This window comes from Bacillus cereus group sp. MYBK30-2 (assembly GCF_051915945.1).
GTDB lineage: Bacteria > Bacillota > Bacilli > Bacillales > Bacillaceae_G > Bacillus_A > Bacillus_A paramycoides.
In genome coordinates this window covers 327,327-352,990 of the sequence record NZ_JBQAFR010000003.1, presented here as the reverse complement: position 1 = coordinate 352,990, position 25,664 = coordinate 327,327, and the positions used below count along the sequence as shown (strand labels likewise).

Below are 25,664 nucleotides of genomic sequence, written 5' to 3'. Positions count from 1 at the left end.
GAGGGAACCCGATGAATAAAGGGCGCGTTACGCAAATCATGGGTCCGGTTGTAGACGTTAAGTTTGATGGCGGAAAGCTACCAGAAATCTACAACGCCCTTACGGTAAAACAAAGCAACGAAAACGGAGCAAACATTAACTTAACATTTGAAGTTGCACTTCATTTAGGTGATGATACAGTTCGTACAGTTGCGATGTCTTCCACAGATGGACTTGTTCGTGGCACAGAAGTAGAAGATACTGGTAAAGCAATCTCTGTACCAGTTGGTGATGTAACACTTGGTCGTGTATTCAACGTATTAGGTGATGCAATTGACTTAGATGATGAAGTTCCTGCGGATGTACGTCGTGATCCAATTCACCGTCAAGCACCTGCATTCGAAGAATTATCTACTAAAGTAGAAATTCTTGAAACTGGTATTAAAGTAGTAGACTTACTTGCTCCTTACATTAAGGGTGGTAAGATCGGTCTATTCGGTGGTGCCGGTGTAGGTAAAACAGTATTAATTCAGGAATTAATTAACAACATCGCACAAGAGCACGGTGGTATCTCTGTATTCGCTGGTGTAGGTGAGCGTACTCGTGAGGGTAATGACTTATACCACGAAATGAGCGATTCTGGCGTAATTAAGAAAACTGCGATGGTATTCGGACAAATGAACGAGCCACCTGGAGCACGTCAACGTGTTGCATTAACAGGTTTAACAATGGCTGAGCATTTCCGTGATGAGCAAGGACAAGACGTACTACTGTTCATCGATAACATCTTCCGTTTCACGCAAGCAGGTTCTGAAGTATCTGCCCTTCTTGGTCGTATGCCATCTGCGGTAGGTTACCAGCCAACACTTGCAACAGAAATGGGTCAATTACAAGAGCGTATTACATCTACAAATAAAGGGTCTATCACGTCTATCCAAGCGGTATATGTACCAGCCGATGACTATACTGACCCAGCACCAGCTACAACGTTCGCTCACTTAGATGCAACAACAAACTTAGAGCGTCGTTTAACACAAATGGGTATTTACCCAGCCGTAGATCCATTAGCATCTACATCTCGTGCACTTTCTCCAGAAATCGTAGGAGAAGAGCATTATGAAGTAGCTCGTCAAGTACAGCAAACTTTACAGCGTTATAAAGAGCTTCAAGATATCATCGCTATCTTAGGTATGGATGAGTTATCTGAAGAAGATAAGTTAGTTGTACATCGTGCTCGTCGTATTCAATTCTTCTTATCACAAAACTTCCACGTAGCGGAGCAGTTTACAGGTCAAAAAGGTTCTTACGTACCTGTGAAAAATACAGTTAGTGGTTTCAAAGAAATTCTAGAAGGAAAATATGATGACCTTCCAGAAGATGCATTCCGTCTTGTTGGTAGCATTGAAGAAGTTATTGAAAACGCGAAGAAAATGATGGCGTAAGGCCTTAGGAGGGACGAATTATGAAGACATTTCCAGTCAGTATTGTAACTCCTGATGGACCGGTTTACGAAAAAGAAGTAGAAATGGTAAGTGTAAAAGCAGAGAGTGGGGAAATGGGGATCTTACCAGGTCACATTCCGACTGTTGCACCATTAAAAATTAGTGCAGTTCGTCTGAAAAATGGTGGACACACTGATTATGTAGCAGTAAGCGGTGGCTTTATCGAAGTTCGTCCAGATAAAGTAACTATATTATCATCATCTGCTGAAGAAGCAAACCATATCGATATCCATCGTGCAAATGAAGCGAAGCGTCGTGCTGAGCAACGTATGCAAGATAAACAAGCACATGTTGACTTTAGACGTGCAGAAATGGCCTTGCAGCGTGCTGTGAACCGTTTAAACGTTTCCGATATGAAGTAAAAAAACGTAAAGGCCTCGCCTTTACGTTTTTTTTTTTATAGAGATAAATGAAAAGAACTGCAGGTTAGTTTTTTGTTATGCATAGCTGTGTTCTACTCAAATGTCGAAAATGAATTAAACAGATAGAATAAACTAACAAAATTGGTATAATTATATTATTGCTTGTATAAGTAGAGAATATATAACAATTTATATTTTATAAAGGAGATGAATAGATGATCGGTGAAATGAAGCAAGAAGCATTGCACTCTTTAAAGGGAAAATGGGGACTAGGTGTTGGATCAACGATTTTATATTTTATTTTAAGTTATGTTGTTGCACTGGCTGCAATGCTTATACTTTTAATTCCAGGCCTTATTATATTTTTCGTAATTGCTGGTTTAACTGGTTCATTTGAAGAGGAAACAATTTCAATTGGGGCAGGTATTACATTTGGAATTCTTTATTGCATAATGATGATTTTGAGTAATGCATCTTATGGTATTACATCATATGGTTATACGAATGTGTTGCTACAAATTAGTAAAAGAGACGATGCTAGAGTAGATTATTTATTTGAAGGATTTCGTGGCTTTAAAAGAATGATGAAAACAATGTGGGCTATGCTTGCGATTTTATTATATACAGGTACATGGATCCCAGTGCTATTAATAGGTTTATTCTCGTTTTTTGGTGAGGAAGGGAATGTATCGTTAATAATTGCGTTCTTCGTACTATTAGCTATTTCAGTCGTTGTAATGATTGTGACGTATTTTTCTTATGCGATGACATATTATGTTATGATTGAAAATCCAGATTATAGCGTTTCACAGGCGATGAAAGAAAGTAAGAACATCATGAAGGGGCATAAGCTAGATCTATTTCTTTTATGGCTTAGCTTCATAGGATGGGCTATTTTAGCGATGCTTACATTTGGAATAGGATTTCTTTGGCTTAGTCCATATATGGGTACAACTACAGCGCATTTTTATCGCTACATTTCAAAAGGTGAATTGCAGTAGGAACGTGCTATACTAATAGAATTATTACGTATAGGAGGCTCTAATTATGATTAGTGATTTAAAAGGAGAAGCACTAGATTCTCTAGAAGGAAAATGGGGAGTAGGCGTAGGGGCTACATTACTTGTATGGGTTCTTACATCAGCTTTTGGTTTTAGTATCCAGTTTGTTTTTTCGCAAGCGTGGGGCTGGGAAGAAGCGAATAAATCACTTTCGCTAGACATTATTACAATGTTTCTGGTTGGTCCATTGACGCTAGGAGGCTATTATTTAGCACTACATATCATTCGTGAAAAAGAAGTTCGTATTGGACAGTTATTCAGATGGTTTACAGAAGGTAATAAATTTATAAAGTCATTTTTAGTATATTTGTTGGTCAATATTTATCTTATTTTATGGTCTTTACTTTTCATTATTCCGGGCATTATTAAATCGTTCTCTTATGCGATGACGTATTTTATTTTAAATGATCATCCTGAGTATTCAATGAACCAAGCCATTACAGAAAGCCGTCGTATGATGAATGGGCATAAAATGGAGTATTTCATATTATGTTTAAGTTTTATTGGTTGGTTTATATTAAGTGTTATTACAATAGGAATTGGATTCTTATGGTTAACTCCATATTTTTATACAACGAAAGCAGCGTTTTATAAAGAAATTGCAGAAGAATACTATGAGAAAAAAACTCCTGTACTATAAAAGCACCCAGTGTGAATTAATTATTCATACTGGGTGTTTTTTGTAGAAATTTTATAAACTGTTTACTGCCTAACGGTTTACTGAAATAGTAACCTTGCATATATCTACAGTTATTTTTCTGTAAAAATTTAAGCTGTTTTTCTGTTTCAATTCCTTCGGCAACGACAGAGAGGTTTAAAGTGTTTGCAAGAGAGAGAATGGTTGAAACAATGGCCCTTTCCTCTGCCCAATGATCGGCTAGTTGTGTAAATTCTCTTGGCACTTTTAATGTATCGATAGGGAAAATCGACAAATATGCAAGAGAAGAGTAACCGGTACCGAAGTCATCAATAGATGTTTGAATACCATACTCTTTTAATTGTTTTAGTCTTAATAACGTTTCTTTTTCATCAATCATTGCAATTCGTTCTGTTAATTCAAGTGTTACATATTTAGGATCAACACCAACGTCTTTTAGTATGTGTGCAATATTCTCGAGTAACTGATCTTGTTGAAACTCTTTTGCTGATAAGTTAACGCTCATCTTTAAATCTTTGTAGCCAAGGGTTTGCCATAGTTTTAGTTGGCGGCAAGACTCTCGTAACACCCAATGACCGAGCGGTATGACTTGCGGAGTCTCTTCTACAATTGGAACGAACTCACACGGTGAAATTTCACCTAACAGAGGATGCTTCCAGCGTATTAAAGCTTCGGCACCAATGACCTTATTCGTTGTAATATCAACTTGTGGTTGATAGACGAGAAAGAATTCTTTATTTGCTAAAGCGAGTGGTAAATCTTTTTCGATTCGGGCTTTTCGTTCCATTTTTTTATATAGTTCTTTTGTATAAAGCGAGCTACCATTTTTTCCTTTGTTTTTTGCTTCGTACATGGCCATATCAGCATGTTGCAAAATAGACAACGGATCTTCGCCTGCTTCAGGGTATATGGCAATCCCGATACTTGACGAGATTTGTAAATGTTGATTTTCAATTTCGAATGGTTCATTCATAGATACTACAATCATATCAGCTATTTTTTGTACATCTTTATCTTTTTTATAATCTTCTATTAGAATTGTGAACTCATCCCCAGCTAACCGAGCAAGTTTCATATTGGGTGTCGATATTCGTTCTAGCCTTTTTGCTATAGCAATTAAAAGTAGGTCTCCTATTCGATGGCCAAGAGTATCGTTAATAACTTTAAAGCGGTCTAAATCGAGAAACATAACAGCGAAAGGCCTTTTTGATGTTTTTGCTCGTATAATTGCTTTTTCCAATTGTTGATGAAACGAACGGCGATTTGCAAGTTCAGTTAATGTGTCATGATATGCTAGGAAATTAATTTGTTCTTGTTGCTGTTTAGTTTCTGTAATATCTTTAATCATTAAATAAACTCCAGAAATATGTTCCTTTAAAAAGATGGGAACAGCTGTCACATTCAAGTAGTAAATATCTCTATTTTTATGATATGCCCGTATTTCTAAAGAAATAGATTTCCCTTTTTTCACGTGATGAAAGGCAGTAATGATTTCTTCCAAATCTTCTTCATACATAAGTGAGTAGTATGGCTGATTTAATAATTCATTCGTTTGATAACCGAGTAAAGTAGTTCCAGCGTTGTTTACATTAAGAAAATTACCGTATAAATCTAATGTGAAAATTGGGTCTGGATGATGTTCATATAAAGATTTAAACATTTGCTGATTATGATATAACTCATTTTTTTGTTCTACTAAATCTTCTGTACGTAGTTCAATTTGCTTCTCGAGTTCCGAATTGAACTGCATTTGTGCTAGTAATAATACTTTATTTTGTCTTCGAACTAACATATGGCGTATGAGAACGAAGAAGAAAGTTAACATAAGCCCAATTACTACAATAGGTGCAAAAACGTTTTCGGCTAATATAAAAACAATAAGTGCCACTACAGAAATATACGGTAACGATAATCGGATTGATTCACCGACTTGAGGCGTTAGTAGTACTTGTTCTTGTTTCTCAGGCTCTTTTGTATGAAGTATACAAGCGATTGCTACCATTACTAAGGTCACTTGATATAACGGAGCAACGGTGAACATAGAGTATTCTGGTATGAAGTATTTTATATAAGCATAAATAGCGTCCGTAGTAGCATACAAAATTAAAGAACTACCGAGAAGAGCTCCAACCGGTTTTGGTAATAGAGCTAGTGGTCGGAATAAAAGGTTGATTCCTATTAAAAGGAAGAGTAAATCAGCCATTGGGTAAGTGAGTTGAACAAATATGTCGATATATGATGTTGTAAAAATATGAATGGTCCGTTCAATGAGCAAATAGTAACTTAAAGTAAATTGAGCTGTAACAATAATGCAAATATCACATATTGTAAAAAGCTGTTCCAATAAGTCTCGGTTATAAATAATTTCATATAGAAAGGCAAATGCAAAACTAATTAAAAATAATAAGTAAAAAAAATCGGATGGATCAACGAATGTAAAGTAGTCATGCAAAATTAAGCGTTGATAAGTAACTACTATATCACCGATGAAATAAGAGAAGGATCCGATAGTTAATATTATCCAAAACAAACGAGATAACCCTTGTTTTATATTTGAAAAATAAAATATATAACTACAAACTGTAATATCAATTAATATGGTACTTATTCCAGTTAATATTTGAAATGGAAGTGAATATTCATATAAAAAGGACATTGATATGTAATGAATAGCCATATACAACAATGAAATGCTTATAAGAATACTTACATGTGTTTGTTTTTTCATTTATATCACCCACTGTATATACATATAAACCATCTTTTGTATTTTATGTTTTTTAGGATTGTTTGCAAAACATATATCATTTCTATGTTTATTTTACACATTTATAATGAGTTGTAATAATAGATTTTCTTAGTAATTATTAATTGTTGTTTCTGTTCCCAATATATCGACATAGGAATTTGAAGTTTGCTATAATGATTAAAATAGTTTCATTATTTAGAAAAATTTAAAAATAATAAATGATGCAAGTAAGACATATTGTTTACTATGTGAACTTGTTCTTAATTCAGGGGGGAGGGTTTCACAATGGCAAGTGTATATGAAAATAGTTATATGATCGTTTTGATTTTCTTGCTATTAGGTATATTGCTGCCGGTAGTGGCTCTTACATTAGGAAAAATGCTGCGTCCAAATAAACCGAGTGCAGCGAAAGCAACGACGTATGAGAGTGGAATTGAGCCTTTTCATGATGCGAATATTCGGTTTCATGCTCGTTATTATATTTTCGCTTTATTGTTTGTCATCTTTGATGTAGAAACTTTATTTTTATATCCATGGGCTGTTGCATATGACAAGCTTGGCTTATTTGCACTGATTGAAATGCTCATTTTTGTTGTGATGTTGTTGGTTGGATTAGCGTATGCTTGGAAAAAGAAGGTGTTACAATGGTTATAAATTTTGAGGAATTACACCCACAGGAGCGGGCGGAATTAGAAAGGAATATCTTTTTTTCTACATTGGAACAGTTGAAGGGATGGGCGCGGAGCAACTCTTTATGGCCGATGACATTTGGACTGGCATGCTGTGCAATTGAAATGATGGGAGTAGGTTCATCGCATTACGATTTAGATCGATTTGGGTCCTTCTTTCGGACTTCACCAAGGCAATCGGATGTCATGATTGTGTCAGGAACAGTAACAAAGAAAATGGCTCCTATTGTTCGTCGTTTATATGATCAAATGCCTGAGCCGAAGTGGGTAATTGCCATGGGCTCTTGTGCAACAGCTGGTGGTCCGTATGTGAATTCGTATGCTGTTGTGAAGGGTGTAGATCAAATCGTACCAGTTGATGTGTATATTCCAGGATGTCCGCCGAACCCTGCAGCTTTAATTTATGGAATCAATAAATTGAAAGAGAAAATTCGTTACGAGGCGAAGACTGGGAAGCAGGTGACGAATAAATGAGTGATCCAAATAAAGATTTAGAGGATATGAAAAGAGAGGCAGCTAGACATGCGAAAGAGGAGGCCCGAAAACGACTGGCCGCGAAGCATGGCGAGGAAATGTCTAAACTTGAAGGAGAATATCGAGAAAAAGAGAAAGCGCTGCCAAAAGATAGGGAGATTGATGTAGAAGAAGCGAAACGTCTAGCCGCAGCAGCCGCAAAAGCAAAAGCAGCGGCATTGGCGAAGCAGAAGAGAGAAGGAAACGAAGAAGTACCAGACGAAGAAAAAGCCAAAGCGAAGGCGAAAGCCGCAGCAGCCGCAAAAGCGAAAGCAGCGGCATTGGCGAAGCAGAAGAGAGAAGGAAGCGAAGAAGTATCGGACGAAGAAAAAGCCAAAGCGAAGGCAAAAGCTGTAGCAGCCGCAAAAGCGAAAGCAGCGGCGTTAGCGAAGCAGAAAGCCTCACAAGGTGATGGGGATTCTGGAGATGAAAAAGCAAAGGCCATTGCAGCAGCGAAGGCGAAAGCGGCTGCAGCTGCAAGAACAAAGGGAGCTGTAAGTAAGAAGGAAGATGAAGCGAAGCAGGAAGAACCGTCAATTAACCAGCCATATTTAAATCGCTATGTGGAGGTTGTTAAGGAGAAGGTAGGAGAATATGCATTAGCAGATTCCTATATTAATAAGCTTTCAAAAGATGTTCCAACGCTTGTGGTAGAGCCTTCTAAATATTATGAAGTGATGGAATTGCTAAGATTCCATGAGGGACTTGCTTTTGATTATATGTCAGAGCTACATGCGACGGATTTTGTGACACATATGGAAGTGTATGTTCATTTATTTTCATATGGAAAGAAACAGTCAGTAGCGGTGAAGGTAAAGCTTGATAGGGAGGCGCCGCAAGTAGAATCGGTGACGCCGCTTTGGAAAGGAGCGGATTGGCCGGAACGTGAAGCATATGATTTGCTCGGTATTATATTTAAAGGTCATCCTAATTTATCTCGCATTTTAATGCCGGATGATTGGGTAGGGTATCCGCTTAGGAAAGATTATGAACCGTATGATGTGGAGGTGTAGCTTATGATCCGTACGGAAGAAATGCTCTTAAATGTAGGGCCGCAGCACCCGAGTACGCATGGTGTGTTTCGGCTTGTAATTAAAATTGACGGGGAAATTATTAAAGAGGCTACACCGGTTATTGGATATTTGCATCGCGGGACAGAAAAGATTGCTGAGAGCCTGCAATATACGCAAATTATCCCATATACAGATCGAATGGACTATCTATCAGCGATGACGAATAATTACGTCATTTGCCATGCTGTAGAGACGATGATGGGGCTTGAGATTCCAGAGCGTGCTGAATATTTACGGGTGCTTGCGATGGAGCTTGGGCGGGTTGCGAGTCATCTCGTTTGGTGGGGAACGAACCTTCTTGATATAGGAGCGGTTAGTCCATTTCTGTATGCGTTTCGTGAACGAGAAATGATTATTAATTTATTAAATGAATTGTGCGGTGCACGGCTTACTTTCAACTATATGAGGGTCGGCGGCGTGAAGTGGGATGCGCCGGACGGATGGATTGAAAAGGTGAAAGAGTTTGTTCCGTATATGAGAGAGCAATTGGAAGGGTATCACGACCTTGTTAGCGGAAATGAAATTTTCCTAAATCGTGTGAAAGGCGTTGGTATATATAACGCGGAAGAGGCGATCTCATATTCTTTAAGCGGAGCTAATTTGCGGTGTACGGGAGTGAACTGGGATCTTCGCAAAGATGAGCCATACTCTATTTATGATCGTTTTGATTTTAATATTCCTGTTGGGAGCGTGGGTGATGCTTGGGATCGCTACGTTTGCCGGATGGAAGAAATTGAGGAGTCATTAAAAATTATTGAGCAAGCAGCTGAGCAGTTCCCTAAAGATGGAGCCGTCATAGCAAAAGTGCCGAAAATTATTAAGGCACCTAAGGGAGAAGCATTCGTCCGTATAGAATCGCCGCGGGGAGAGATTGGTTGCTATATTGCTAGTGATGGAAAGAAAGAGCCGTACCGCTTGAAATTTCGCAGACCGTCTTTTTACAATTTGCAAATTTTACCGAAGTTATTGAAAGGTGAAAACATCGCCAATTTAATTACGATTTTAGGTGGGGTTGATATTGTACTTGGGGAGGTTGACGGCTAATGATTGAGACGCTCTTACAATCACCTTCAAGCTGGACGAATTTCTTCATTTTTTTCGGATTAGCGGTGCTTCTATTATTTGCAGTCCTTGGCTTCGTTACATACGGTATTTTGGCAGAACGGAAAGTGATGGGATTTATGCAAGGACGGATTGGACCAAACCAAGTTGGGGGCCGATTCGGTTTACTACAAACGGTAGCTGATGTTTTGAAACTATTATTAAAAGAAGATAGCATTCCGAAAGCCGCGGATAAACCGTTGTTTATATTAGCACCTGTTATTGCATTCGCACCAGCATTTATGGTACTTGCGGTTATCCCGTTTACTGATAAATTTCAGTTCGCGGATATTGGAGTAGGGTTACTTTATTACATTGCTGTTTCTGGAATTACGACGATTGGCGTCGTAACCGGGGGATGGGCATCAAATAATAAATATTCCCTTTTAGGAGGGATGCGTGCGGCGGCGCAAATGATTTCTTATGAGATTCCGCTTGTAATGAGTGTGATTGGCGTCGTTTTGTTAGCTGGTAGTCTTAATTTAAATGAGATTGTAGCGGCACAGGAGAAGGTGTGGTACATTTTCGCACAGCCGATCGGTTTCGTTGTTTTCTTAATTGCAGCAGTTGCAGAGTTAAATAGGACACCGTTTGATTTACCGGAAGCTGAGTCAGAACTTGTTTCTGGATACCATACGGAATACTCAGGGTTTCGCTGGGCATTTTTCATGCTTTCAGAGTATGTATATTTCTTCGGGATGGCATCTTTAATTACAGTACTTTTTTTAGGCGGATGGAACCCAGTTATGTTCCTCGGATTTATTCCAGGTGCTGTATGGTTTGCTTTGAAATTCAGCAGTGTGGTCTTTCTATTAATTTGGTTCCGCGTCACGTTTCCACGTATAAGAGGTGACCAGTTAATGGAGTTTGGCTGGAAAGTATTATTGCCAATCGCGCTTGCAAATATTTTCTTAACGGCATTGATTAAGGAGTTATTCTTCTAATCTATGAAGGGGGTGCCAGTAAGAGATGAAAGGACTATTTAAAGGTTTAAAATATACGCTTAGTAATTTGAGTAAGAAAAAGGTGACCTATGATTATCCGAATCAACCGTTGCCATTACCAGACCGCTTTCGAGGTATTCAAAAGTTTTATCCAGAGAAATGTATTGTTTGTAATCAGTGTTCTAACATTTGTCCGACAGATTGCATTCAATTAACAGGAAAAAAACATCCTGATCCTACGAAAAAGGGAAAAATTATCGACACGTACGATATTAATTTTGAAATTTGTATTCTTTGCGATTTATGTACAGAAGTTTGTCCGACAGAGGCGATTGTAATGACAAATAATTTTGAACTCGCAGAGTATTCACGTGATGATTTATTTAAAAATTTGCAGTGGCTTGACGAGAATGACGAGAACGTCAGGAAGGAGAATAAAGCATGAATGGCGAGTTTGTAGCTTTCTTTATATTATCCTTTTCTGCGATTATTGGAGGCGTTCTTATGCTGAACTTAACGAAAGTAATGCATATGATGCTGGCTCTTGTGCTTACGTTCCTTAGTATTGCAGGTTTGTACTTTCTCTTATCAGCTGAATTTATCGGAGTTGCACAAATTTTAATTTACTCTGGTGCAATCACTATTATTATGATTTTTGGCATTATGTTAACGAAACATAACGCGGAAAATGAATCGCGCCTTACTCTTCGAAAATGGATTATCTTCTTTGCGGTTGTAGCATTTGGAGCGGTTATGTATTTCGCTGTTAATAATATCGATTTTTCAAATCAAAGCGCACAAGGAAGTTTACCTCTCCATGAAAAAAACACACTTCAAATCGGTACACTTCTCTATTCAAAATATATTATTCCATTTGAATTAACCTCGGTTATTTTACTTGTAGCACTTGTTGGCGCAATTATACTTGCGAAGAAGGATGAGGGGGAGGAGGATTCCCATGAGTAGCGTTCCAGCTTCTGCGTATTTAACACTTGCGATTATTTTGTTTTGCATCGGTCTATTTGGAGCTTTAACAAAGCGAAATACAGTAATTGTATTGGTTTGTATTGAATTAATGCTCAACGCCGCCAATTTAAATTTAGTAGCGTTTAGTAAATTAGGTTTGTTTCCGAATTTAACAGGACAAATTTTTTCGCTGTTTACGATGTCTGTAGCGGCAGCTGAGGCGGCGGTCGGACTTGCGATTTTGATTGCTTTGTACCGTAATCGCACGACAGTTCATGTAGATGAAATGGATACGCTGAAAGGATAGCATTGTGACCGAAAAGGGGGAAGGAAACAATGATCGATTATGCATGGCTCATACCGCTTTTCCCGCTTGTTTCGTTTTTGTTACTTATTATGTTCGGGAAGAAGATTAGAGAGGGAAGCAGTGTACTAGGTATTTTCTTCACCTTTCTCTCCTTTATAGGAGCGGTAGTTGTACTAATAGAACGATTTTCATCCGAGGCAGTGAAACATAAATGGATATGGCTTAGGGCCGGAGATATAGATATATCATTTGGTTTTGAGGTTACTGCATTAGGAGCTTTAATGCTATTTATCGTTACGCTTGTGAGCTTTCTTGTACATGTGTACTCGAAAGGTTATATGAAGGGTGACGAAAGATTACCAACCTTTTATGCATATTTAGGGCTCTTTACATTTGCGATGCTTGGACTTGTTATATCGACGAATTTATTACAGCTTTATATATTTTGGGAGTTAGTCGGCCTCGGTTCATTTTTACTTATCGGTTTTTATTTCTTTAAAGAAGAAGCGAAGGCTGCTGCGAAAAAGGCTTTTATTATGACACGTATTGGGGATGTTGGGTTATTTGTTGGGATGATTTTAATTTTTTGGAACGCAGGTAGTTTTGAATATGAGGCGATTTTTAAGGCGATTTATACGGGTGATCTTTCCCCTACCATGATTACAATAACGGCGATCTTAATTTTTATCGGTGCGATGGGGAAATCGGGTCAGTTCCCGCTTCATACGTGGTTGCCAGATGCAATGGAAGGACCGACACCTGTTTCGGCACTTATTCATGCGGCAACGATGGTTGCAGCTGGCGTATATTTAGTAGCAACGATGTTCCCTCTATTTTCAGCAAGTGCTGTAGCGATGCAAACAGTTGCAATCGTTGGTGCTTTCACCGCAATCTTTGCAGCCTCTATCGGTCTTGTACAAACTGATATAAAGAGGGTGCTTGCTTATTCTACAGTTAGTCAGCTCGGGTACATGATGCTTGCGCTAGGCTCTGCTGGTTATGTAGCTGGTGTCTTTCATTTAACGACACACGCTTTTTTTAAAGCATTACTGTTCTTGGCTGCAGGGAGTGTAATTCATGCAGTGCACACGCAAAACATTAATAAAATGGGCGGTTTACAGAAGAAGATGAAAGTAACTGCTGCGCTGTTTTTAATAGGTACACTTGCCATTAGCGGCGTTCCTCTCCTTTCCGGGTTTTTTAGTAAAGATGAAATTTTAGCGGCGACTTGGATGAATGGTAATTACTTTCTATTCGCTTTAGCGGTAATTGCGGCATTTTTAACAGCATTTTATATGTTCCGTCTATACTTTCTTGTCTTTACGGGAGAAACGAAGACGAAGGAAGAGGTGCATGAATCGCCTCGCACAATGACGTATCCGATGATTGTCCTCGGTGTTCTTGCAGTGGTAGCAGGATATGTAAATACACCGTGGTTTGGGACGTTTCTCGGAGATTGGCTTACGAAGGATGTAGGGTTCAAAGTGAAAGATGTACATGGACCAGCTTGGATTATGGTTGTTGCGACGCTCGTTTCATTTGCGGGAATTGTCCTCGCGTATTTCATATATGGCAAGAAATCTATCTCCAGAGATTGGGCAGCGGGAGAGGGGACGCCTCTTTATAACCTTTTGAAAGAAAAATATTATGTGGATGAACTATATAATGTTACGGTGCTTCCTATTACGAAAGGAATCGCTCATATGCTTCGCTTATTTGAAGTATATGTTGTAGAAGGAATCGCAGTTTTAATTGGGGGTTTGGTTAAAGGTGTGAGCGGCCTAGGGGCGAAGCTTCAAAACGGGAATGTACAAGTGTACGGCACTGTAACGGCAGTTTCGCTCGCGGTACTCGTAATTATTTTGTTATATACGGGAGGGGATTTACGATGAATGAGTTGCTATTAACGTTCTTCATTTTTTCCCCGCTGTTAGGAATTCTCTTACTGTTATTAACGCCGAAAAAAGAATCGCGTACGGTGCGAGCGCTTGGTTTATTCGGAACGGCGCTTCCATTTGGAATCGCTATCGTCCTTGCTTGTACATACGCCTCTGGAAAGAGCTTATCGATATTTGATGAAAAAGTGAAATGGATTAAATTTGGGGACTTTGCAGCAGTGGACAAAAGGTTATTTTCGATTTATTACGAGCTTGGTATTGATGGTCTATCGCTTGTAATGATGGTACTCACAGCCCTTCTAGCGATGCTTGCAGCAATTGCGGCATTTTCCATTAAAAGAAATTTAAAAGCATTCTACATGCTATTACTCGTGTTAGAAATAGGGATGCTCGGTGTCTTCGCTGCTCAAAATTTAATGCTGTTCTTTATCTTCTTTGAAATTACGTTGCCACCAATGTTTTTATTAATTGGCAAGTGGGGGAAATTGTCGAGTGAAAAGGCTGCATATAGTTATTTAATATATAACGGTATTGGATCAGCCATTTTACTCATCGTTTTCTCAATTTTGTTTGCGAAAACAGGTACTACAAATATTGCGGAGCTTAAAGAGATATTAACGAGTGTAACTGCTGGGGGAGGACCGCTCGCCTCGAGTAGCTTACAGTTCGGTTTATTTCTTGCCATAATGGTTGCCTTTGCGATTAAACTACCCATTTTTCCTTTGCATCGCTGGATGGTCAATGTGCACATAGAAGCGCATCCTGCTGTAGTTATGCTTCATGCGGGAGTTCTGCTGAAGATTGGAGCGTACGGTATTATTCGCTTCGGGAAGGGGTTATTCCCAGAATACTTTCGTGAGTTTGCAACGCTAATCGCGATTTTAGGGGTAATTAATTTATTGTACGGGGCCTTTCTAGCACTTATCCAAACGGACTTTAGAAAGGTACTTGCTTACTCTAGTATTTCACATATGGGAATTGTTTTAATGGGGCTTGCGGCGTTAAATGCACCAGGCACACAGGGGGCGTTATTCCAAGTTGTGTCTCACGGTTTAATTGCAGCGTTACTCTTCTTCTTACTAGGCATAATTGAACAACGTTTCGGGACTTCGGATATTACAGCACTTGGCGGACTCGCAAAAAGTGTTCCAGTGCTTAGCGGTTTCTTCCTGGCGGGCGGTATGGCATCGCTTGGACTGCCAGGAATGTCTGGATTCGTTAGCGAATTCCTTGCCTTTCTCGGTTTATTCCAAGGGGAACCAGTCATCGCCGCTGTCGGTGTACTTGGGATTATTTTAACCGCTGTATACGTATTAAGAGCGATACTTCAAGTGACATTTGGCAAGAAAGAATGGGAAGCGAAATCGGATATACACGGATGGGAGTACGTCCCTGTTATATTGCTTATCGTTTGTATTATTGCAATTGGAGTAATGCCAGAACTACTAGGGGATCCGCTTCAAAATACATTGAAAACATTGGGGGTGAAGTAGGATGGATATGAACACGTTACTTAGCTTCTCATGGCACCTCATGGTACCAGAATTCATTATTCTCGGGGCTGCCATCCTTCTTTCCATATGTGATTTGTTTTTTAAGCTGAACCATAGGTACGTAGCGATTGGTGCAATTGCCGCTGCCTTGTTAGCGATAGTGTCATTAATTACGCTATATAGCGAACCGGCAGGAGATATTTTAAATGGATCGTTTGTATTAGATGGATTTTCAAAAGGGTTTAAAACGTTGTTATTAATCGGAGCAGCTCTCGTCTTATGTATGGCAATGAGTGATGACAAAGAGGATCCTATTCGAGATAAGGGAGAATATTATTACTTAATGTTAATGGCGCTTCTTGGAGCGATGTTCATGGCTTCTAGCGTTGATTTCATCACACTATTCGTCGGTTTAGAGTTGCTTTCGCTTTCTTCGTATATTCTAGTAGGAATTCGAAAAAGAAACCGCGCATCAAATGAGGCAGCAATGAAATACGTCATTAACGGAGGGATTGGAACAGCGATTACGCTCTTTGGAATGAGTTATTTATACGGTATTACAGGATCGACCAACATAGTGGAAATGCAAAAGGTATTGACGCAAGAGTTGGCTGGCGGCATTCAGTTATTGTTAGCTCTCGCATTTCTACTATTGCTCGTTGGGCTCTCTTTCAAAATTGCAACAGTGCCGTTTCATATGTGGGCACCAGACGTATATGAGGGAGCGGCGACACCTGTCACAGCCTTTCTCGGGACGATTTCTAAAATTGCGGGGTTTCTACTCATTACGCGCCTGTTCCTTATGGTATTTGCAAGTGTGGCAATCCAAGGGGATATGCAATCCTTGTATGGGCGTATGAGCATATACATTGTGGTGCTAGCTAGTATTACGATGATTGTTGGGAACGTAGTAGCCTTAAAGCAATACAATGTAAAACGCCTATTTGCCTATTCGGGCATTGCGCATGCTGGGTATTTGCTCGTGCCTCTCGTGGCACTATCGCAGTTTACGATGGATAGTATGTGGTTTTATATGCTGGCGTATATGCTCATGAATATAGGAGCATTTGCAATCATCCACGGATTAATCTTACAAAACAATAAGGAAAATATGACGATTTTCACAGGATTATATAAGCGATCGCCATTTACCGCTATAGTGATGACAGTTTTTATTTTATCGCTAGCTGGAATACCGGGGACGGCTGGTTTCATCGGAAAGATTAACATCTTTTTAGGAGCACTTCATGTAGAACCAGCTCATTACGTGTTAGCTTCTATTATGATGGGTACGACGGTTATTTCACTCATATATTATTTCCGGATTTTACAGCAAATGTTTTTTCGTACTGGAGAGACAGAAGAGAAAATTCAGTTACCGTTAAATATAAAGATTGTCATGAGCCTTTGCGCAATTTCGATTGTAATACTAGGGATTATGCCGATGATTGGTTACAATTTCTTTTATGAATATTTTCCATTAATGAAAGATTTCTTCTTCTTAGGGAACGTGGTACAATAGTGAAAATAAAAGGTGTAGAGTCCGTACTCTACGCTTTTTATTTTGGAGTAGCAGCAAATGAAAACGCCTATAGGTATATGTTTTTCAAAAGAAAATTTCGATGTGAAATGTAAGATACTTATTTGCGTGTGAAAAAGTGTGGCTCCTACTTATTATGGTATCGTTTTTACATTTTGCGTAAGTAGTAGCCAAGCAAAAAAGGGGTCGATTTTTTGGCACAACTTTTAGGGCAACAAGCACTGATTGCCATTGTTTCGCATTTATTATTTATTACCATTACGTGGTGGGCCTTACAAGGTATTCACATTGAGCGCTTAATGAAGTCTGGGAAAGTGATGCAGACGAGAGTGTTACTTATCCTAATTACAATTGCAATTGGGACATCTGTAAGTAACTTTTTCCTTGATTATTTAGGCTATTCGAAGAGTTTAACGTATTTAGTAAAGTAAGTGTATAGAACCTCATATCTCCGTTAACAATGGGGATAGGAGGGGATGAAATTGAAGTTTAAAGCCATTCTTATCGTTGTCGTAAGTGTTGTTTTATTTTTGGTTGGATATAGAGAGATGAAACCTATAAGCGATGAACAGAAAATGGAGAGCATGATTGCAGCTTTAGAGAAGAACGATGCAAAAGTAGAGCGGTGGTCATGGTTAGCGCGAGAAACGAAAACAATTTCTAATATACATACGTTTCAAAAATTGTTAAATGAAGTGAAGGAAAAGGCAAATATCGAAAGTTGGGAATTAGAGCAATCTCCAGATGGATATAAAGCTACATCCTATAAAAAATCTTCTTTATATGAAGAACGAGTAGTAGTAACTTGGAGTAAGGAAAATACTAAAGAAAACACTTTCATTATTTTTGAAGTAAGCGGGGCGAAATGGGACCCGAAGTACGTTCGGGAAATGAATAAAATTTTTAGTGAAAAACCTACAATTTATACTTGTGTTCAAGGTGTACTGAATGATAAGATTGAAGGTGTTTTGCAAAATAAAACCAATCAGGTTTTGAAAGATCTTTCAGCAAGAGCGATCGAACAGATAGAAGAAAGAGCATTTGTGTCAGTCTCCGCATATAATAAAAAGTGGAATGACGCTCTTTCAACAAATAGAGAGAAAATAAATGTGCAAATAGCAATACGTTCTACAGACAACAAAGATACAATTGTGGTTGGCACACCGATCATAACTTCTGAGTATTGAGTGAATAGATACTGAAAAAAGGACACGGAGGGGAATAATTTGGAAAAGATCATCGTCCGTGGCGGAAAGCGGTTGAACGGCACAGTGCGTGTTGAGGGCGCAAAAAATGCTGTATTACCTATAATCGCTGCAGCCCTATTAGCGAGTGATGGAAAGAATGTACTATCTGAAGTACCAGTTTTGTCTGATGTATACACAATTAACGAGGTATTACGTCATTTAAATGCTGAAGTCGTATTTGAAAATAACCAAGTAACAATCGATTCTTCTAAAGAATTAAACATTGAAGCACCATTTGAGTATGTACGTAAAATGCGTGCATCTGTTCAAGTAATGGGACCATTATTAGCACGTAACGGTCGTGCTCGTATTGCACTTCCTGGTGGATGTGCAATTGGTTCACGTCCAATTGACCAACATTTAAAAGGCTTCGAAGCAATGGGAGCGAAAGTGCAAGTTGGTAACGGATTTGTTGAGGCATATGTAGAGGGAGAACTAAAAGGAGCTAAAATTTATTTAGACTTCCCAAGCGTAGGCGCGACAGAAAACATTATGTCTGCAGCTACATTAGCAAAAGGGACAACAATCCTTGAAAACGCAGCAAAAGAGCCAGAAATCGTTGACTTAGCTAACTTCTTAAATGCGATGGGAGCGAAAGTACGCGGAGCTGGAACTGGAACGATTCGTATTGAAGGTGTCGATAAATTATATGGTGCAAACCATTCTATTATTCCTGACCGTATTGAAGCAGGAACATTCATGGTTGCAGCAGCAATTACTGGTGGAGACATCTTAATTGAAAATGCTGTACCAGAACATTTACGCTCTATTACAGCGAAAATGGAAGAAATGGGTGTTAAAATTATTGAGGAAAATGAAGGTGTACGTGTTATCGGCCCAGATAAGTTAAAAGCGGTTGATATTAAAACTATGCCTCATCCAGGTTTCCCAACAGACATGCAATCACAAATGATGGCATTATTACTACAAGCTGATGGAACAAGTATGATTACAGAAACGGTATTCGAAAACCGCTTTATGCACGTTGAAGAATTCCGTCGTATGAATGCTGATATTAAAATCGAAGGTCGTTCTGTTATTATGAACGGTCCAAACAGCTTACAAGGTGCTGAAGTAGGTGCAACTGATTTACGTGCAGCAGCAGCATTAATCTTAGCTGGTTTAGTATCAGAAGGTTACACTCGTGTAACCGAGCTAAAACATCTTGACCGTGGCTATGTAAACTTCCATAAGAAATTAGCTGCATTAGGTGCAACTATTGAACGTGTAAACGAAAAAGTAGAAGAAGTGAAAGAACAAGAAGTTTCTGACCTTCACGCTTAATTGAAATAGTCTCTATGTCTTTTGACGTAGAGGCTATTTTTTTTAACTATTACTGTTATAGTCAATAAATTCTATACTTATGCACGTCTCAGTAAAAATATTTAGAAAATTTTTGTTTTATCCCGCACATGCTCGATTGGGATGGGCTAATAGTCAGTGAGGGATGAATAAAACCCTCACTGATCAAAGTTTCACTTTATACCGATCCCCCTAAGTATGTTCTAAAAGCCCCCTTAGTTCCATAAGAATGAAAGGAAGCCAACTTTATATTGGGGGAATAGGATGAAATTTTCAAAGCCACTTTTCATTACAATGGCGCTTTTAATAGCGCTCGTTATCATTGTACCTGCCGTCCTTGTCATTCCGTTTGCGAAAGCAAAGGTAGGGGAAGAATCTCCTAAAACTCCTCCAGTCGTACAAAGCATACCAGCTCCAGGGAAAGTTGATACAGCGGTTCAAGTTGCTGTATATCGCGATCAGCAGAAAAAGGTAGAAACATTGCCTATGGAGGAATATGTAACCGGTGTAGTAGCTTCTGAGATGAATGCCAGTTTTGAAATAGAGGCGCTAAAGGCGCAGGCATTAGCAGCAAGAACATTCGTGGTGCAGCGTATGCTAAGCGGAGGTAAGAAAAACAATGCGGACGTGACAGACACGGTCAAAGATCAAGTGTACAAAAGTAAAGAGGAACTGAAGAAACAATGGGGGAATAACTACGAAAATAATTTAAAGAAAATCGAGGAAGCAGTTTCTAAAACAGCAGGACAAGTTTTAACGTATGAAGGTAAGCCAATTTCAGCTTCTTTCTTCTCAACGAGTAACGGTCGAACAGAAAATGCAGCGGATTATTGGGGGAATGATTATCCGTACTTAAAGAGTGTAGACAGTCCGTGGGATCAAGCATCTCCAAAATTTACGAGCGAGCAAACATTTACAGTGACGGACTTTCAAAAACGTCTCGGTGTGAAAGTACTACCAGACGGGAAGATTGGAAACATTAAAGACCTTACAGAAGGAAAACGGGTAAAAGATGTAGAGTTTCAAGGGAAAACATTAACAGGAAAAGAAGTTCGTGAAAAATTAGATTTACGTTCTTCTGACTTTACATGGAAACAACAAGGTAATAACATCGTCGTTACGACAAAAGGTTTCGGCCATGGCGTCGGTATGAGTCAATATGGGGCAAACGGTATGGCGAAAGAAGGTAAGAAATATACAGATATCGTTGCTCATTACTATAAAGGTATTGAAATTAAGACGATGAATGATTATGAAGGGAAATTAATGGTGAAAAAATAGAGATTATAGTGCACGTACACTTTTGTTGATTTGATATAGATGTCGTTACTAGAAGGAGCTGTTCCAAAAGATATTTTGGAACAGCTCCTTTTTGTTGTATAGGTGGCTACTATTGTAAATCTTTATCGGTAAATCGATATTCCTTGTCGAATCGTTAATATATTTTGAGTTACGATAGATATATTCGAAAAATCGTTAATTTACTATGGTATTGTTCAGCAAGGAGAAAATATAAAGGGGTGTCGCCTAGTCAAAAGTTCGACTTATGGGACAGCTCTTTTTGTCATTATTTGTAGAAATAAATGGAAGTTACACTACGTGCCGCGTGTTATAATACAGTTATGTGAATATATAAAACATAATAACAGGGGGTAATGAAAAATGATGATGGATGTACCACTTCTCATTCCATCAATGATGGAACGAGCGGAGAAATATTTTTCAAAAAAGGAAGTTGTCTCACGGACTGCATCTCGTATTCATACATTAACATACGGAGAAATTGCAAAGCGGACAAGAAGGCTTGCTAGCGTATTAAAGAGAATGGGAATTGAACAAGGGGATAAAGTAGGTACAATTGCTTGGAACCATCATAGGCATTTGGAAGCATACTTTGCGATTCCTGGGATCGGAGCGGTGCTACATACGATTAATTTAAGGCTTTCCGCTGATCACATTTCATATATTATTAACCATGCAGAAGACAAAATTATTTTTGTCGATGAAGACATGGTACCTATATTAGAAAGTATTCAACACGAAATTCCACACGTAAAAGCCTTTATTATTATGACAGACGATCATAAACTACCTCACACAACACTATCACCAGCATACCATTACGACCAATTACTCGAAGAGGGCGATGAGACATTTCCGTTTGTAAAAGATTTAGATGAAAAAGAACCAGCTGGTATGTGCTACACATCGGCTACGACAGGGAAACCGAAAGGTGTAGTTTACACACACCGTAGTATTGCGCTCCATAGTTACACACTCGGGCTTGCAGATGGCGGGAATATATCAGAAGTAGACACTTGTATGCCTGTCGTTCCAATGTTCCATGTTAACGCATGGGGATTACCGTTTGCGAGTACATGGTTTGGTACGAAACTCGTATTACCAGGACCGCATTTCACACCAGAGATTTTGGCGGGACTAATCGACAGAGAGAAAGTAACAATTACGGCTGGCGTGCCAACCATTTGGATTGGCTTATTACAAGAACTTGAAAAACATCCATATGATATTAGTAGCGTGAAAACGATATGGTCAGGTGGATCAGCTGCTCCACAAAGTATGATTCGTACGTATGAAGAGAAATATGAAATTGCATTTAGACAAATATATGGAATGACAGAAACAAGTCCAGCAGTTGTAATTAACTGTCCAAAATCATATCAGCGTGATTTACCGAAAGAAGAATATTATAATTTACGTTCTCGCCAAGGGTATTTATTCCCTGGATTAGAAATGAAAGTGATTGGACAAGACGGTGAAATTAAATGGGATGGAGAAGAAATGGGAGAACTTTGCCTGAGAGGCCCATGGATTGCCGGTAGCTATTATAACGATGAACGTACAGAGGAATCGATGAAAGATGGTTGGCTCCATACAGGAGATATTGTCACGGTGGATTCGGAAGGATTTATTAAAATTGCTGACCGTACAAAAGACTTAATTAAAAGCGGCGGTGAATGGATTTCTTCAGTAGATTTAGAAAACGCCTTAATGTCACACGACAAAGTATTAGAAGCATCTGTCGTGGCAGTTCCGCACGAAAAATGGCAAGAACGTCCCGTTGCTTGCGTCGTATTAAAAGAAGGACAAGCAGTAGAGCGAGACGAACTGTATGCTTTACTAGAAGCGGAATTCCCGAAATGGTGGATGCCAGATGATATTTTATTCGTGAATGAAATTCCGAAAACATCTGTAGGGAAATTCTTAAAAAGAGCACTTCGTGATCAGTTGAAGACTTATATGGTGGAGCAGAAATAAAGAAGAAGGCTATCCTTTCATTTGGATAGCCTTCTTTGTTGGCGTAATATAAGAATGTATAAAATATCATAATTTTCCATTAATTGTTTGGTATAATTAGAGAAAAACAGTTGGGGGAGACAGAATGGCGTTATTGGAGTTAAAACAGTTAGGGAAGACAAACCAGTTGCCAGCAATTGAACTGGAAGTTAAGAAAGGACAATGTGTTGTTTTGCAATGTAATAATCATACAGCTAAAGTGTTGCACCGTATTATTATCGGAGAAGAAGAGGCTTCTTCGGGCAGTGTGCTATTTGAAGAAGAGCCAATTGGGAAGAAAGTGTATTCCCGCATCGGCTTTTGCTTTTTGAAAGATGAAGCATATGACCGTTTGAAGGTGAAGGAGTACTTTAAGTTCTTATTAGGGCTGTATGAATCAAATATGAGTATGGAAGAAGTAGTACAATATGTTGGTCTCCTAGATAAGTTAAACGTTAAAATAGAAAAATTGTCATTTTCAGAGAAACGCCGTCTTCATATCGGGCGGGTTATGATTCATAATCCTGATTTAGTTATTTTGGAAGAGCCAGAGCAAAATGTAGATACAGAGAGTACGATTATTATTCGAAAAGCGATTATGAAAATGAAAGAACAAGGAAAGGCAATATTTATTACATCGTCCTTCCTATCGGACGCTCTTTCACTGACTGAAGATGTATACATATTAAATCAAGATGGTGTAAAAAAGGTGGAAATCGAGCAGGAAGAAGTGGAAGAAGTCGATGAAGAAAAAGTAGTTCAAATGATTCCGCAAATGAAACTTGAAAGAATACCAGCGAAAGTGAACGATAAAATCATTTTACTTGATCCGATGGAAATTCATTTCATTGAAACGCAAAATGGGGTGACACATATTCACGTTCGTGAAGGTGATTTCGTATGTGCATTAACATTAAGTGAACTAGAAGTAAGATTAACAGGATTCGGATTCTTCAGATGTCATCGCTCGTACCTCGTTAATTTACAAAGAGTGCGAGAAGTTATTACTTGGACACGTAATAGCTTTAGTTTAATTTTGGATGACGAAAGAAAAAGTTCAATCCCGCTTTCAAAAGGACGAATGGATGAATTAAAAGGTGTAATTGGACTATAAAAAATACTCCAATAAGCTCAAAATACGATTCATTCACCGGTAAAAATACTCCTTTTACCGGTATTTTACTGCGTAACCCCTTTGTTTTTCATATGATTGAGTCAAGAAAAGCGAAACAAACAAACGAGAATCGCTAAAGCGACTTTCATCTATAAAAGGAAAAACAAAGGGGATGACGAAATGACATTGGCAATTGAAATGAAAGATGTAATGAAAAGTTTCGATGGAAAAACGGCCCTTCGAAATGTAAATATTGAGGTGAAGCAAGGAGAAATCTTCGGATTCCTCGGACCGAGTGGATCTGGGAAAACGACAACAGTGAAAATTTTAACTTCTCAATTGCTTCATAGCGTTGGAACTGTAAGAGTGTTAGGTAAAGATATTACGGGGCCAAGCAGCATCGATTACAAACGAATCGGTATTTTAACAGACAATAGCGGCTTATATGAAAGACTTAGCATTTATGATAACTTACTACTATTTTGTGACTTATACGATTGTAAAAAAGAACGAATCGATGAAGTGCTATCACAAGTGAACTTATTAGAAGATAAAAAAACACCAGTAAAAAAATTATCAAAAGGAATGAAGCAGCGCGTTACATTAGCGAGAGCAATCCTTCATAAACCAGATATCCTCTTCTTAGATGAACCAACATCTGCACTTGATCCAGTAAACGTGCAAAACATCCATAACATTTTAAAAGACTTAAATAAAGAAGGAACAACGATTTTCTTAACGACGCACAATATGGACGAAGCAGAAACACTTTGTAACCGCATCGCCTTTCTTTGCGGGGGAGAAATTGTAGCCCTCGATACACCAGAAAACTTACGATTAAAATACGCGAAAGATCAAATACAAGTTGTGTTAAAAGATAAGAAAAAAGAAACAGTACAAAAAGATGAATTAGGGGCAAAACGCATTTCAGAATGGATGAAAAAGGGCGAATTACTATCGATTCATTCTTATGAGCCAACGTTAGGTGATATCTTTATTGAAGTTACTGGGAGGGGATTATAATGACATTTTCAATGAGGCGATTTTCAGCTATTTTTCGGAAAGAGGTACAGGATTTTAAAACGAATTCACAAAGTTTAATTATGATGGCAATGCCGATTTTCTTTGCAATAATATATAGTCGTTCAGATAATTTTAGAGAAGTTGGGGCAAGTACATTAATTACAATGACGTTAGTTTTGGTTGGGGGCTTTATACAGGCAATGCTTATCGCTGAAGAAAAGGAGAAAAGTACGCTTCGTGTTCTTATGTTATCGCCAGCATCGTCTATTGAAGTATTAATTGGTAAAAGTTCATTAACGGGTATGATTACAGTAGCGATCTGTTTTATTAATCTACTTATTTTAGGGAAATTAGAAGGTAACTTTGCATTATTATTACTCATTTTTGTTCTTGGAATGCTAATATTTAACCTCATTGGTACTTGTATTGGATTATTAGCTCAAAATGTGCCGCAAACATCAACAATTGGGTTACCGATATTAATGGTCTTTCTTATTGGCGATTTTATAGCAGGATTCGTGAAAAATGAGGTTGTTACAAAAATAGTTGAGTATTTACCAACTCGTCATATCGGCCTCGCAGTCAGCGGTGTGATAAAAGGTGAAGGCTTTAGTGCAATTACTAGTAATTTATTGAACATAACAATTTGGTTAGTTGCAGTACTTGTTATTACGCTCTTTGTGTATAGAAAGAAACAAATGGACTAAAAACTGGGCTGAAAAAGCTCAGTTTTTTCTTTTTTTCATCATTTCCTCGGAAATTTTGCAATTCTTATACATATTTTTACAGATTTTGTCGAAAAGTAATTAGTTATAGGTTGTATAGGATGTATGAATATTGTTCAAA

24 protein-coding genes are annotated in these 25,664 nt (G+C 38.5%); 23 read left to right on the top strand and 1 reads right to left on the bottom strand.

Translation table 11 applies throughout. The features are described from left to right. Window positions 1-11 precede the first annotated feature (11 nt). From atpD to ACTFQM_RS21155, 4 genes are all read left to right on the top strand, one after another. On the top strand, window positions 12-1,421 hold the full coding sequence (gene atpD, locus ACTFQM_RS21170; RefSeq protein ID WP_440036149.1) for a F0F1 ATP synthase subunit beta: 1,410 nt from the start codon (window positions 12-14) through the stop codon (window positions 1,419-1,421). Window positions 1,422-1,441: 20 nt separating this feature from the next. Next, window positions 1,442-1,843: a F0F1 ATP synthase subunit epsilon gene (gene atpC, locus ACTFQM_RS21165; protein ID WP_098250863.1), complete on the top strand. Its 402-nt coding sequence runs from the start codon at window positions 1,442-1,444 to the stop codon at window positions 1,841-1,843. Between the two features lie 215 nt (window positions 1,844-2,058). Beyond that, a complete protein-coding gene (locus ACTFQM_RS21160; protein ID WP_440036147.1) occupies window positions 2,059-2,844 on the top strand; it encodes a DUF975 family protein in 786 nt (261 codons plus the stop codon). Window positions 2,845-2,890: 46 nt separating this feature from the next. Then, the gene (locus ACTFQM_RS21155; protein WP_048374850.1) at window positions 2,891-3,544 is read left to right on the top strand and encodes a DUF975 family protein; all 654 of its coding nucleotides are present in this window, start codon (window positions 2,891-2,893) and stop codon (window positions 3,542-3,544) included. A gap of 16 nt (window positions 3,545-3,560) precedes the next feature. Here the strand turns inward: ACTFQM_RS21155 and ACTFQM_RS21150 are convergent, their stop codons facing one another. Further along, window positions 3,561-6,290: a putative bifunctional diguanylate cyclase/phosphodiesterase gene (locus tag ACTFQM_RS21150; protein WP_440036145.1), complete on the bottom strand. Its 2,730-nt coding sequence runs from the start codon at window positions 6,288-6,290 to the stop codon at window positions 3,561-3,563. A 306-nt stretch (window positions 6,291-6,596) separates the two neighbouring features. On the opposite strand from ACTFQM_RS21150, the gene nuoA reads away from it, so the two are divergent. From nuoA to ACTFQM_RS21055, 19 genes are all read left to right on the top strand, one after another. Then, window positions 6,597-6,965, top strand: a complete 369-nt coding sequence (nuoA, locus tag ACTFQM_RS21145) for an NADH-quinone oxidoreductase subunit NuoA (protein WP_000179270.1) — start codon at window positions 6,597-6,599, stop codon at window positions 6,963-6,965. Beyond that, on the top strand, window positions 6,956-7,474 hold the full coding sequence (nuoB, locus tag ACTFQM_RS21140) for an NADH-quinone oxidoreductase subunit NuoB (protein ID WP_000236333.1): 519 nt from the start codon (window positions 6,956-6,958) through the stop codon (window positions 7,472-7,474). The genes nuoA and nuoB overlap by 10 nt, the downstream gene beginning before the upstream one ends. Continuing rightward, window positions 7,471-8,526: an NADH-quinone oxidoreductase subunit C gene (locus tag ACTFQM_RS21135; RefSeq protein ID WP_440036143.1), complete on the top strand. Its 1,056-nt coding sequence runs from the start codon at window positions 7,471-7,473 to the stop codon at window positions 8,524-8,526. Before nuoB ends, ACTFQM_RS21135 begins: the two co-directional genes overlap by 4 nt. Window positions 8,527-8,529: 3 nt before the next feature. After that, on the top strand, window positions 8,530-9,630 hold the full coding sequence (gene nuoD, locus ACTFQM_RS21130; RefSeq protein ID WP_025147054.1) for an NADH-quinone oxidoreductase subunit NuoD: 1,101 nt from the start codon (window positions 8,530-8,532) through the stop codon (window positions 9,628-9,630). After that, window positions 9,630-10,631, top strand: a complete 1,002-nt coding sequence (gene nuoH / locus ACTFQM_RS21125) for an NADH-quinone oxidoreductase subunit NuoH (protein ID WP_048370068.1) — start codon at window positions 9,630-9,632, stop codon at window positions 10,629-10,631. The genes nuoD and nuoH overlap by 1 nt, the downstream gene beginning before the upstream one ends. A 25-nt stretch (window positions 10,632-10,656) precedes the next feature. Further along, complete coding sequence (nuoI, locus tag ACTFQM_RS21120) at window positions 10,657-11,076, top strand: NADH-quinone oxidoreductase subunit NuoI (protein ID WP_000677191.1); 420 nt, start codon at window positions 10,657-10,659, stop codon at window positions 11,074-11,076. After that, a complete protein-coding gene (locus tag ACTFQM_RS21115; protein ID WP_440036142.1) occupies window positions 11,073-11,597 on the top strand; it encodes an NADH-quinone oxidoreductase subunit J in 525 nt (174 codons plus the stop codon). Before nuoI ends, ACTFQM_RS21115 begins: the two co-directional genes overlap by 4 nt. Further along, entirely contained in the window at window positions 11,590-11,904 is a 315-nt protein-coding gene (gene nuoK, locus ACTFQM_RS21110) for an NADH-quinone oxidoreductase subunit NuoK (protein ID WP_002174335.1), read from the top strand. Before ACTFQM_RS21115 ends, nuoK begins: the two co-directional genes overlap by 8 nt. Before the next feature lie 29 nt (window positions 11,905-11,933). After that, window positions 11,934-13,796, top strand: coding sequence for an NADH-quinone oxidoreductase subunit L (gene nuoL, locus ACTFQM_RS21105; protein ID WP_440036140.1), 1,863 nt, complete (start codon window positions 11,934-11,936; stop codon window positions 13,794-13,796). Then, on the top strand, window positions 13,793-15,295 hold the full coding sequence (locus ACTFQM_RS21100; protein ID WP_440036138.1) for an NADH-quinone oxidoreductase subunit M: 1,503 nt from the start codon (window positions 13,793-13,795) through the stop codon (window positions 15,293-15,295). Before nuoL ends, ACTFQM_RS21100 begins: the two co-directional genes overlap by 4 nt. 7 nt (window positions 15,296-15,302) lie before the next feature. Then, window positions 15,303-16,817, top strand: a complete 1,515-nt coding sequence (gene nuoN, locus ACTFQM_RS21095; protein WP_440036185.1) for an NADH-quinone oxidoreductase subunit NuoN — start codon at window positions 15,303-15,305, stop codon at window positions 16,815-16,817. Window positions 16,818-17,029: 212 nt separating this feature from the next. Beyond that, window positions 17,030-17,266 (top strand): DUF1146 family protein, encoded by a 237-nt coding sequence (locus ACTFQM_RS21090; RefSeq protein WP_002174331.1) that lies wholly within the window; start codon window positions 17,030-17,032, stop codon window positions 17,264-17,266. Between the two features lie 51 nt (window positions 17,267-17,317). Further along, window positions 17,318-18,022 (top strand): YwmB family TATA-box binding protein, encoded by a 705-nt coding sequence (locus tag ACTFQM_RS21085; RefSeq protein ID WP_440036136.1) that lies wholly within the window; start codon window positions 17,318-17,320, stop codon window positions 18,020-18,022. Between the two features lie 39 nt (window positions 18,023-18,061). After that, the gene (gene murA / locus ACTFQM_RS21080) at window positions 18,062-19,366 is read left to right on the top strand and encodes a UDP-N-acetylglucosamine 1-carboxyvinyltransferase (RefSeq protein ID WP_025147061.1); all 1,305 of its coding nucleotides are present in this window, start codon (window positions 18,062-18,064) and stop codon (window positions 19,364-19,366) included. A gap of 282 nt (window positions 19,367-19,648) precedes the next feature. Further along, entirely contained in the window at window positions 19,649-20,665 is a 1,017-nt protein-coding gene (spoIID, locus tag ACTFQM_RS21075) for a stage II sporulation protein D (protein WP_002174328.1), read from the top strand. A gap of 381 nt (window positions 20,666-21,046) precedes the next feature. Beyond that, on the top strand, window positions 21,047-22,663 hold the full coding sequence (locus tag ACTFQM_RS21070) for a long-chain fatty acid--CoA ligase (RefSeq protein ID WP_242271497.1): 1,617 nt from the start codon (window positions 21,047-21,049) through the stop codon (window positions 22,661-22,663). Window positions 22,664-22,787: 124 nt separating this feature from the next. Then, on the top strand, window positions 22,788-23,795 hold the full coding sequence (locus tag ACTFQM_RS21065) for a LytTR family transcriptional regulator DNA-binding domain-containing protein (RefSeq protein ID WP_440036134.1): 1,008 nt from the start codon (window positions 22,788-22,790) through the stop codon (window positions 23,793-23,795). Window positions 23,796-23,975: 180 nt separating this feature from the next. Next, window positions 23,976-24,818, top strand: a complete 843-nt coding sequence (locus ACTFQM_RS21060; RefSeq protein WP_440036133.1) for an ATP-binding cassette domain-containing protein — start codon at window positions 23,976-23,978, stop codon at window positions 24,816-24,818. Further along, window positions 24,818-25,525 carry an ABC transporter permease gene (locus ACTFQM_RS21055; protein ID WP_440036131.1) on the top strand — a complete coding sequence of 236 codons (708 nt, stop codon included), beginning with the start codon at window positions 24,818-24,820 and terminating at the stop codon, window positions 25,523-25,525. The genes ACTFQM_RS21060 and ACTFQM_RS21055 overlap by 1 nt, the downstream gene beginning before the upstream one ends. Window positions 25,526-25,664 lie beyond the last annotated feature (139 nt).

Bases quoted from the DNA above. Each gene is read 5' to 3' on its own strand.
- atpD (WP_440036149.1), top strand. From the start codon at position 12: ATGAATAAAGGGCGCGTTACGCAAATCATGGGTCCGGTTGTAGACGTT.
- atpC (WP_098250863.1), top strand. From the start codon at position 1,442: ATGAAGACATTTCCAGTCAGTATTGTAACTCCTGATGGACCGGTTTAC.
- ACTFQM_RS21160 (WP_440036147.1), top strand. From the start codon at position 2,059: ATGATCGGTGAAATGAAGCAAGAAGCATTGCACTCTTTAAAGGGAAAA.
- ACTFQM_RS21155 (WP_048374850.1), top strand. From the start codon at position 2,891: ATGATTAGTGATTTAAAAGGAGAAGCACTAGATTCTCTAGAAGGAAAA.
- ACTFQM_RS21150 (WP_440036145.1), bottom strand. From the start codon at position 6,290: ATGAAAAAACAAACACATGTAAGTATTCTTATAAGCATTTCATTGTTG.
- nuoA (WP_000179270.1), top strand. From the start codon at position 6,597: ATGGCAAGTGTATATGAAAATAGTTATATGATCGTTTTGATTTTCTTG.
- nuoB (WP_000236333.1), top strand. From the start codon at position 6,956: ATGGTTATAAATTTTGAGGAATTACACCCACAGGAGCGGGCGGAATTA.
- ACTFQM_RS21135 (WP_440036143.1), top strand. From the start codon at position 7,471: ATGAGTGATCCAAATAAAGATTTAGAGGATATGAAAAGAGAGGCAGCT.
- nuoD (WP_025147054.1), top strand. From the start codon at position 8,530: ATGATCCGTACGGAAGAAATGCTCTTAAATGTAGGGCCGCAGCACCCG.
- nuoH (WP_048370068.1), top strand. From the start codon at position 9,630: ATGATTGAGACGCTCTTACAATCACCTTCAAGCTGGACGAATTTCTTC.
- nuoI (WP_000677191.1), top strand. From the start codon at position 10,657: ATGAAAGGACTATTTAAAGGTTTAAAATATACGCTTAGTAATTTGAGT.
- ACTFQM_RS21115 (WP_440036142.1), top strand. From the start codon at position 11,073: ATGAATGGCGAGTTTGTAGCTTTCTTTATATTATCCTTTTCTGCGATT.
- nuoK (WP_002174335.1), top strand. From the start codon at position 11,590: ATGAGTAGCGTTCCAGCTTCTGCGTATTTAACACTTGCGATTATTTTG.
- nuoL (WP_440036140.1), top strand. From the start codon at position 11,934: ATGATCGATTATGCATGGCTCATACCGCTTTTCCCGCTTGTTTCGTTT.
- ACTFQM_RS21100 (WP_440036138.1), top strand. From the start codon at position 13,793: ATGAATGAGTTGCTATTAACGTTCTTCATTTTTTCCCCGCTGTTAGGA.
- nuoN (WP_440036185.1), top strand. From the start codon at position 15,303: ATGAACACGTTACTTAGCTTCTCATGGCACCTCATGGTACCAGAATTC.
- spoIID (WP_002174328.1), top strand. From the start codon at position 19,649: ATGAAATTTTCAAAGCCACTTTTCATTACAATGGCGCTTTTAATAGCG.
- ACTFQM_RS21070 (WP_242271497.1), top strand. From the start codon at position 21,047: ATGATGATGGATGTACCACTTCTCATTCCATCAATGATGGAACGAGCG.
- ACTFQM_RS21065 (WP_440036134.1), top strand. From the start codon at position 22,788: ATGGCGTTATTGGAGTTAAAACAGTTAGGGAAGACAAACCAGTTGCCA.
- ACTFQM_RS21060 (WP_440036133.1), top strand. From the start codon at position 23,976: ATGACATTGGCAATTGAAATGAAAGATGTAATGAAAAGTTTCGATGGA.
- ACTFQM_RS21055 (WP_440036131.1), top strand. From the start codon at position 24,818: ATGACATTTTCAATGAGGCGATTTTCAGCTATTTTTCGGAAAGAGGTA.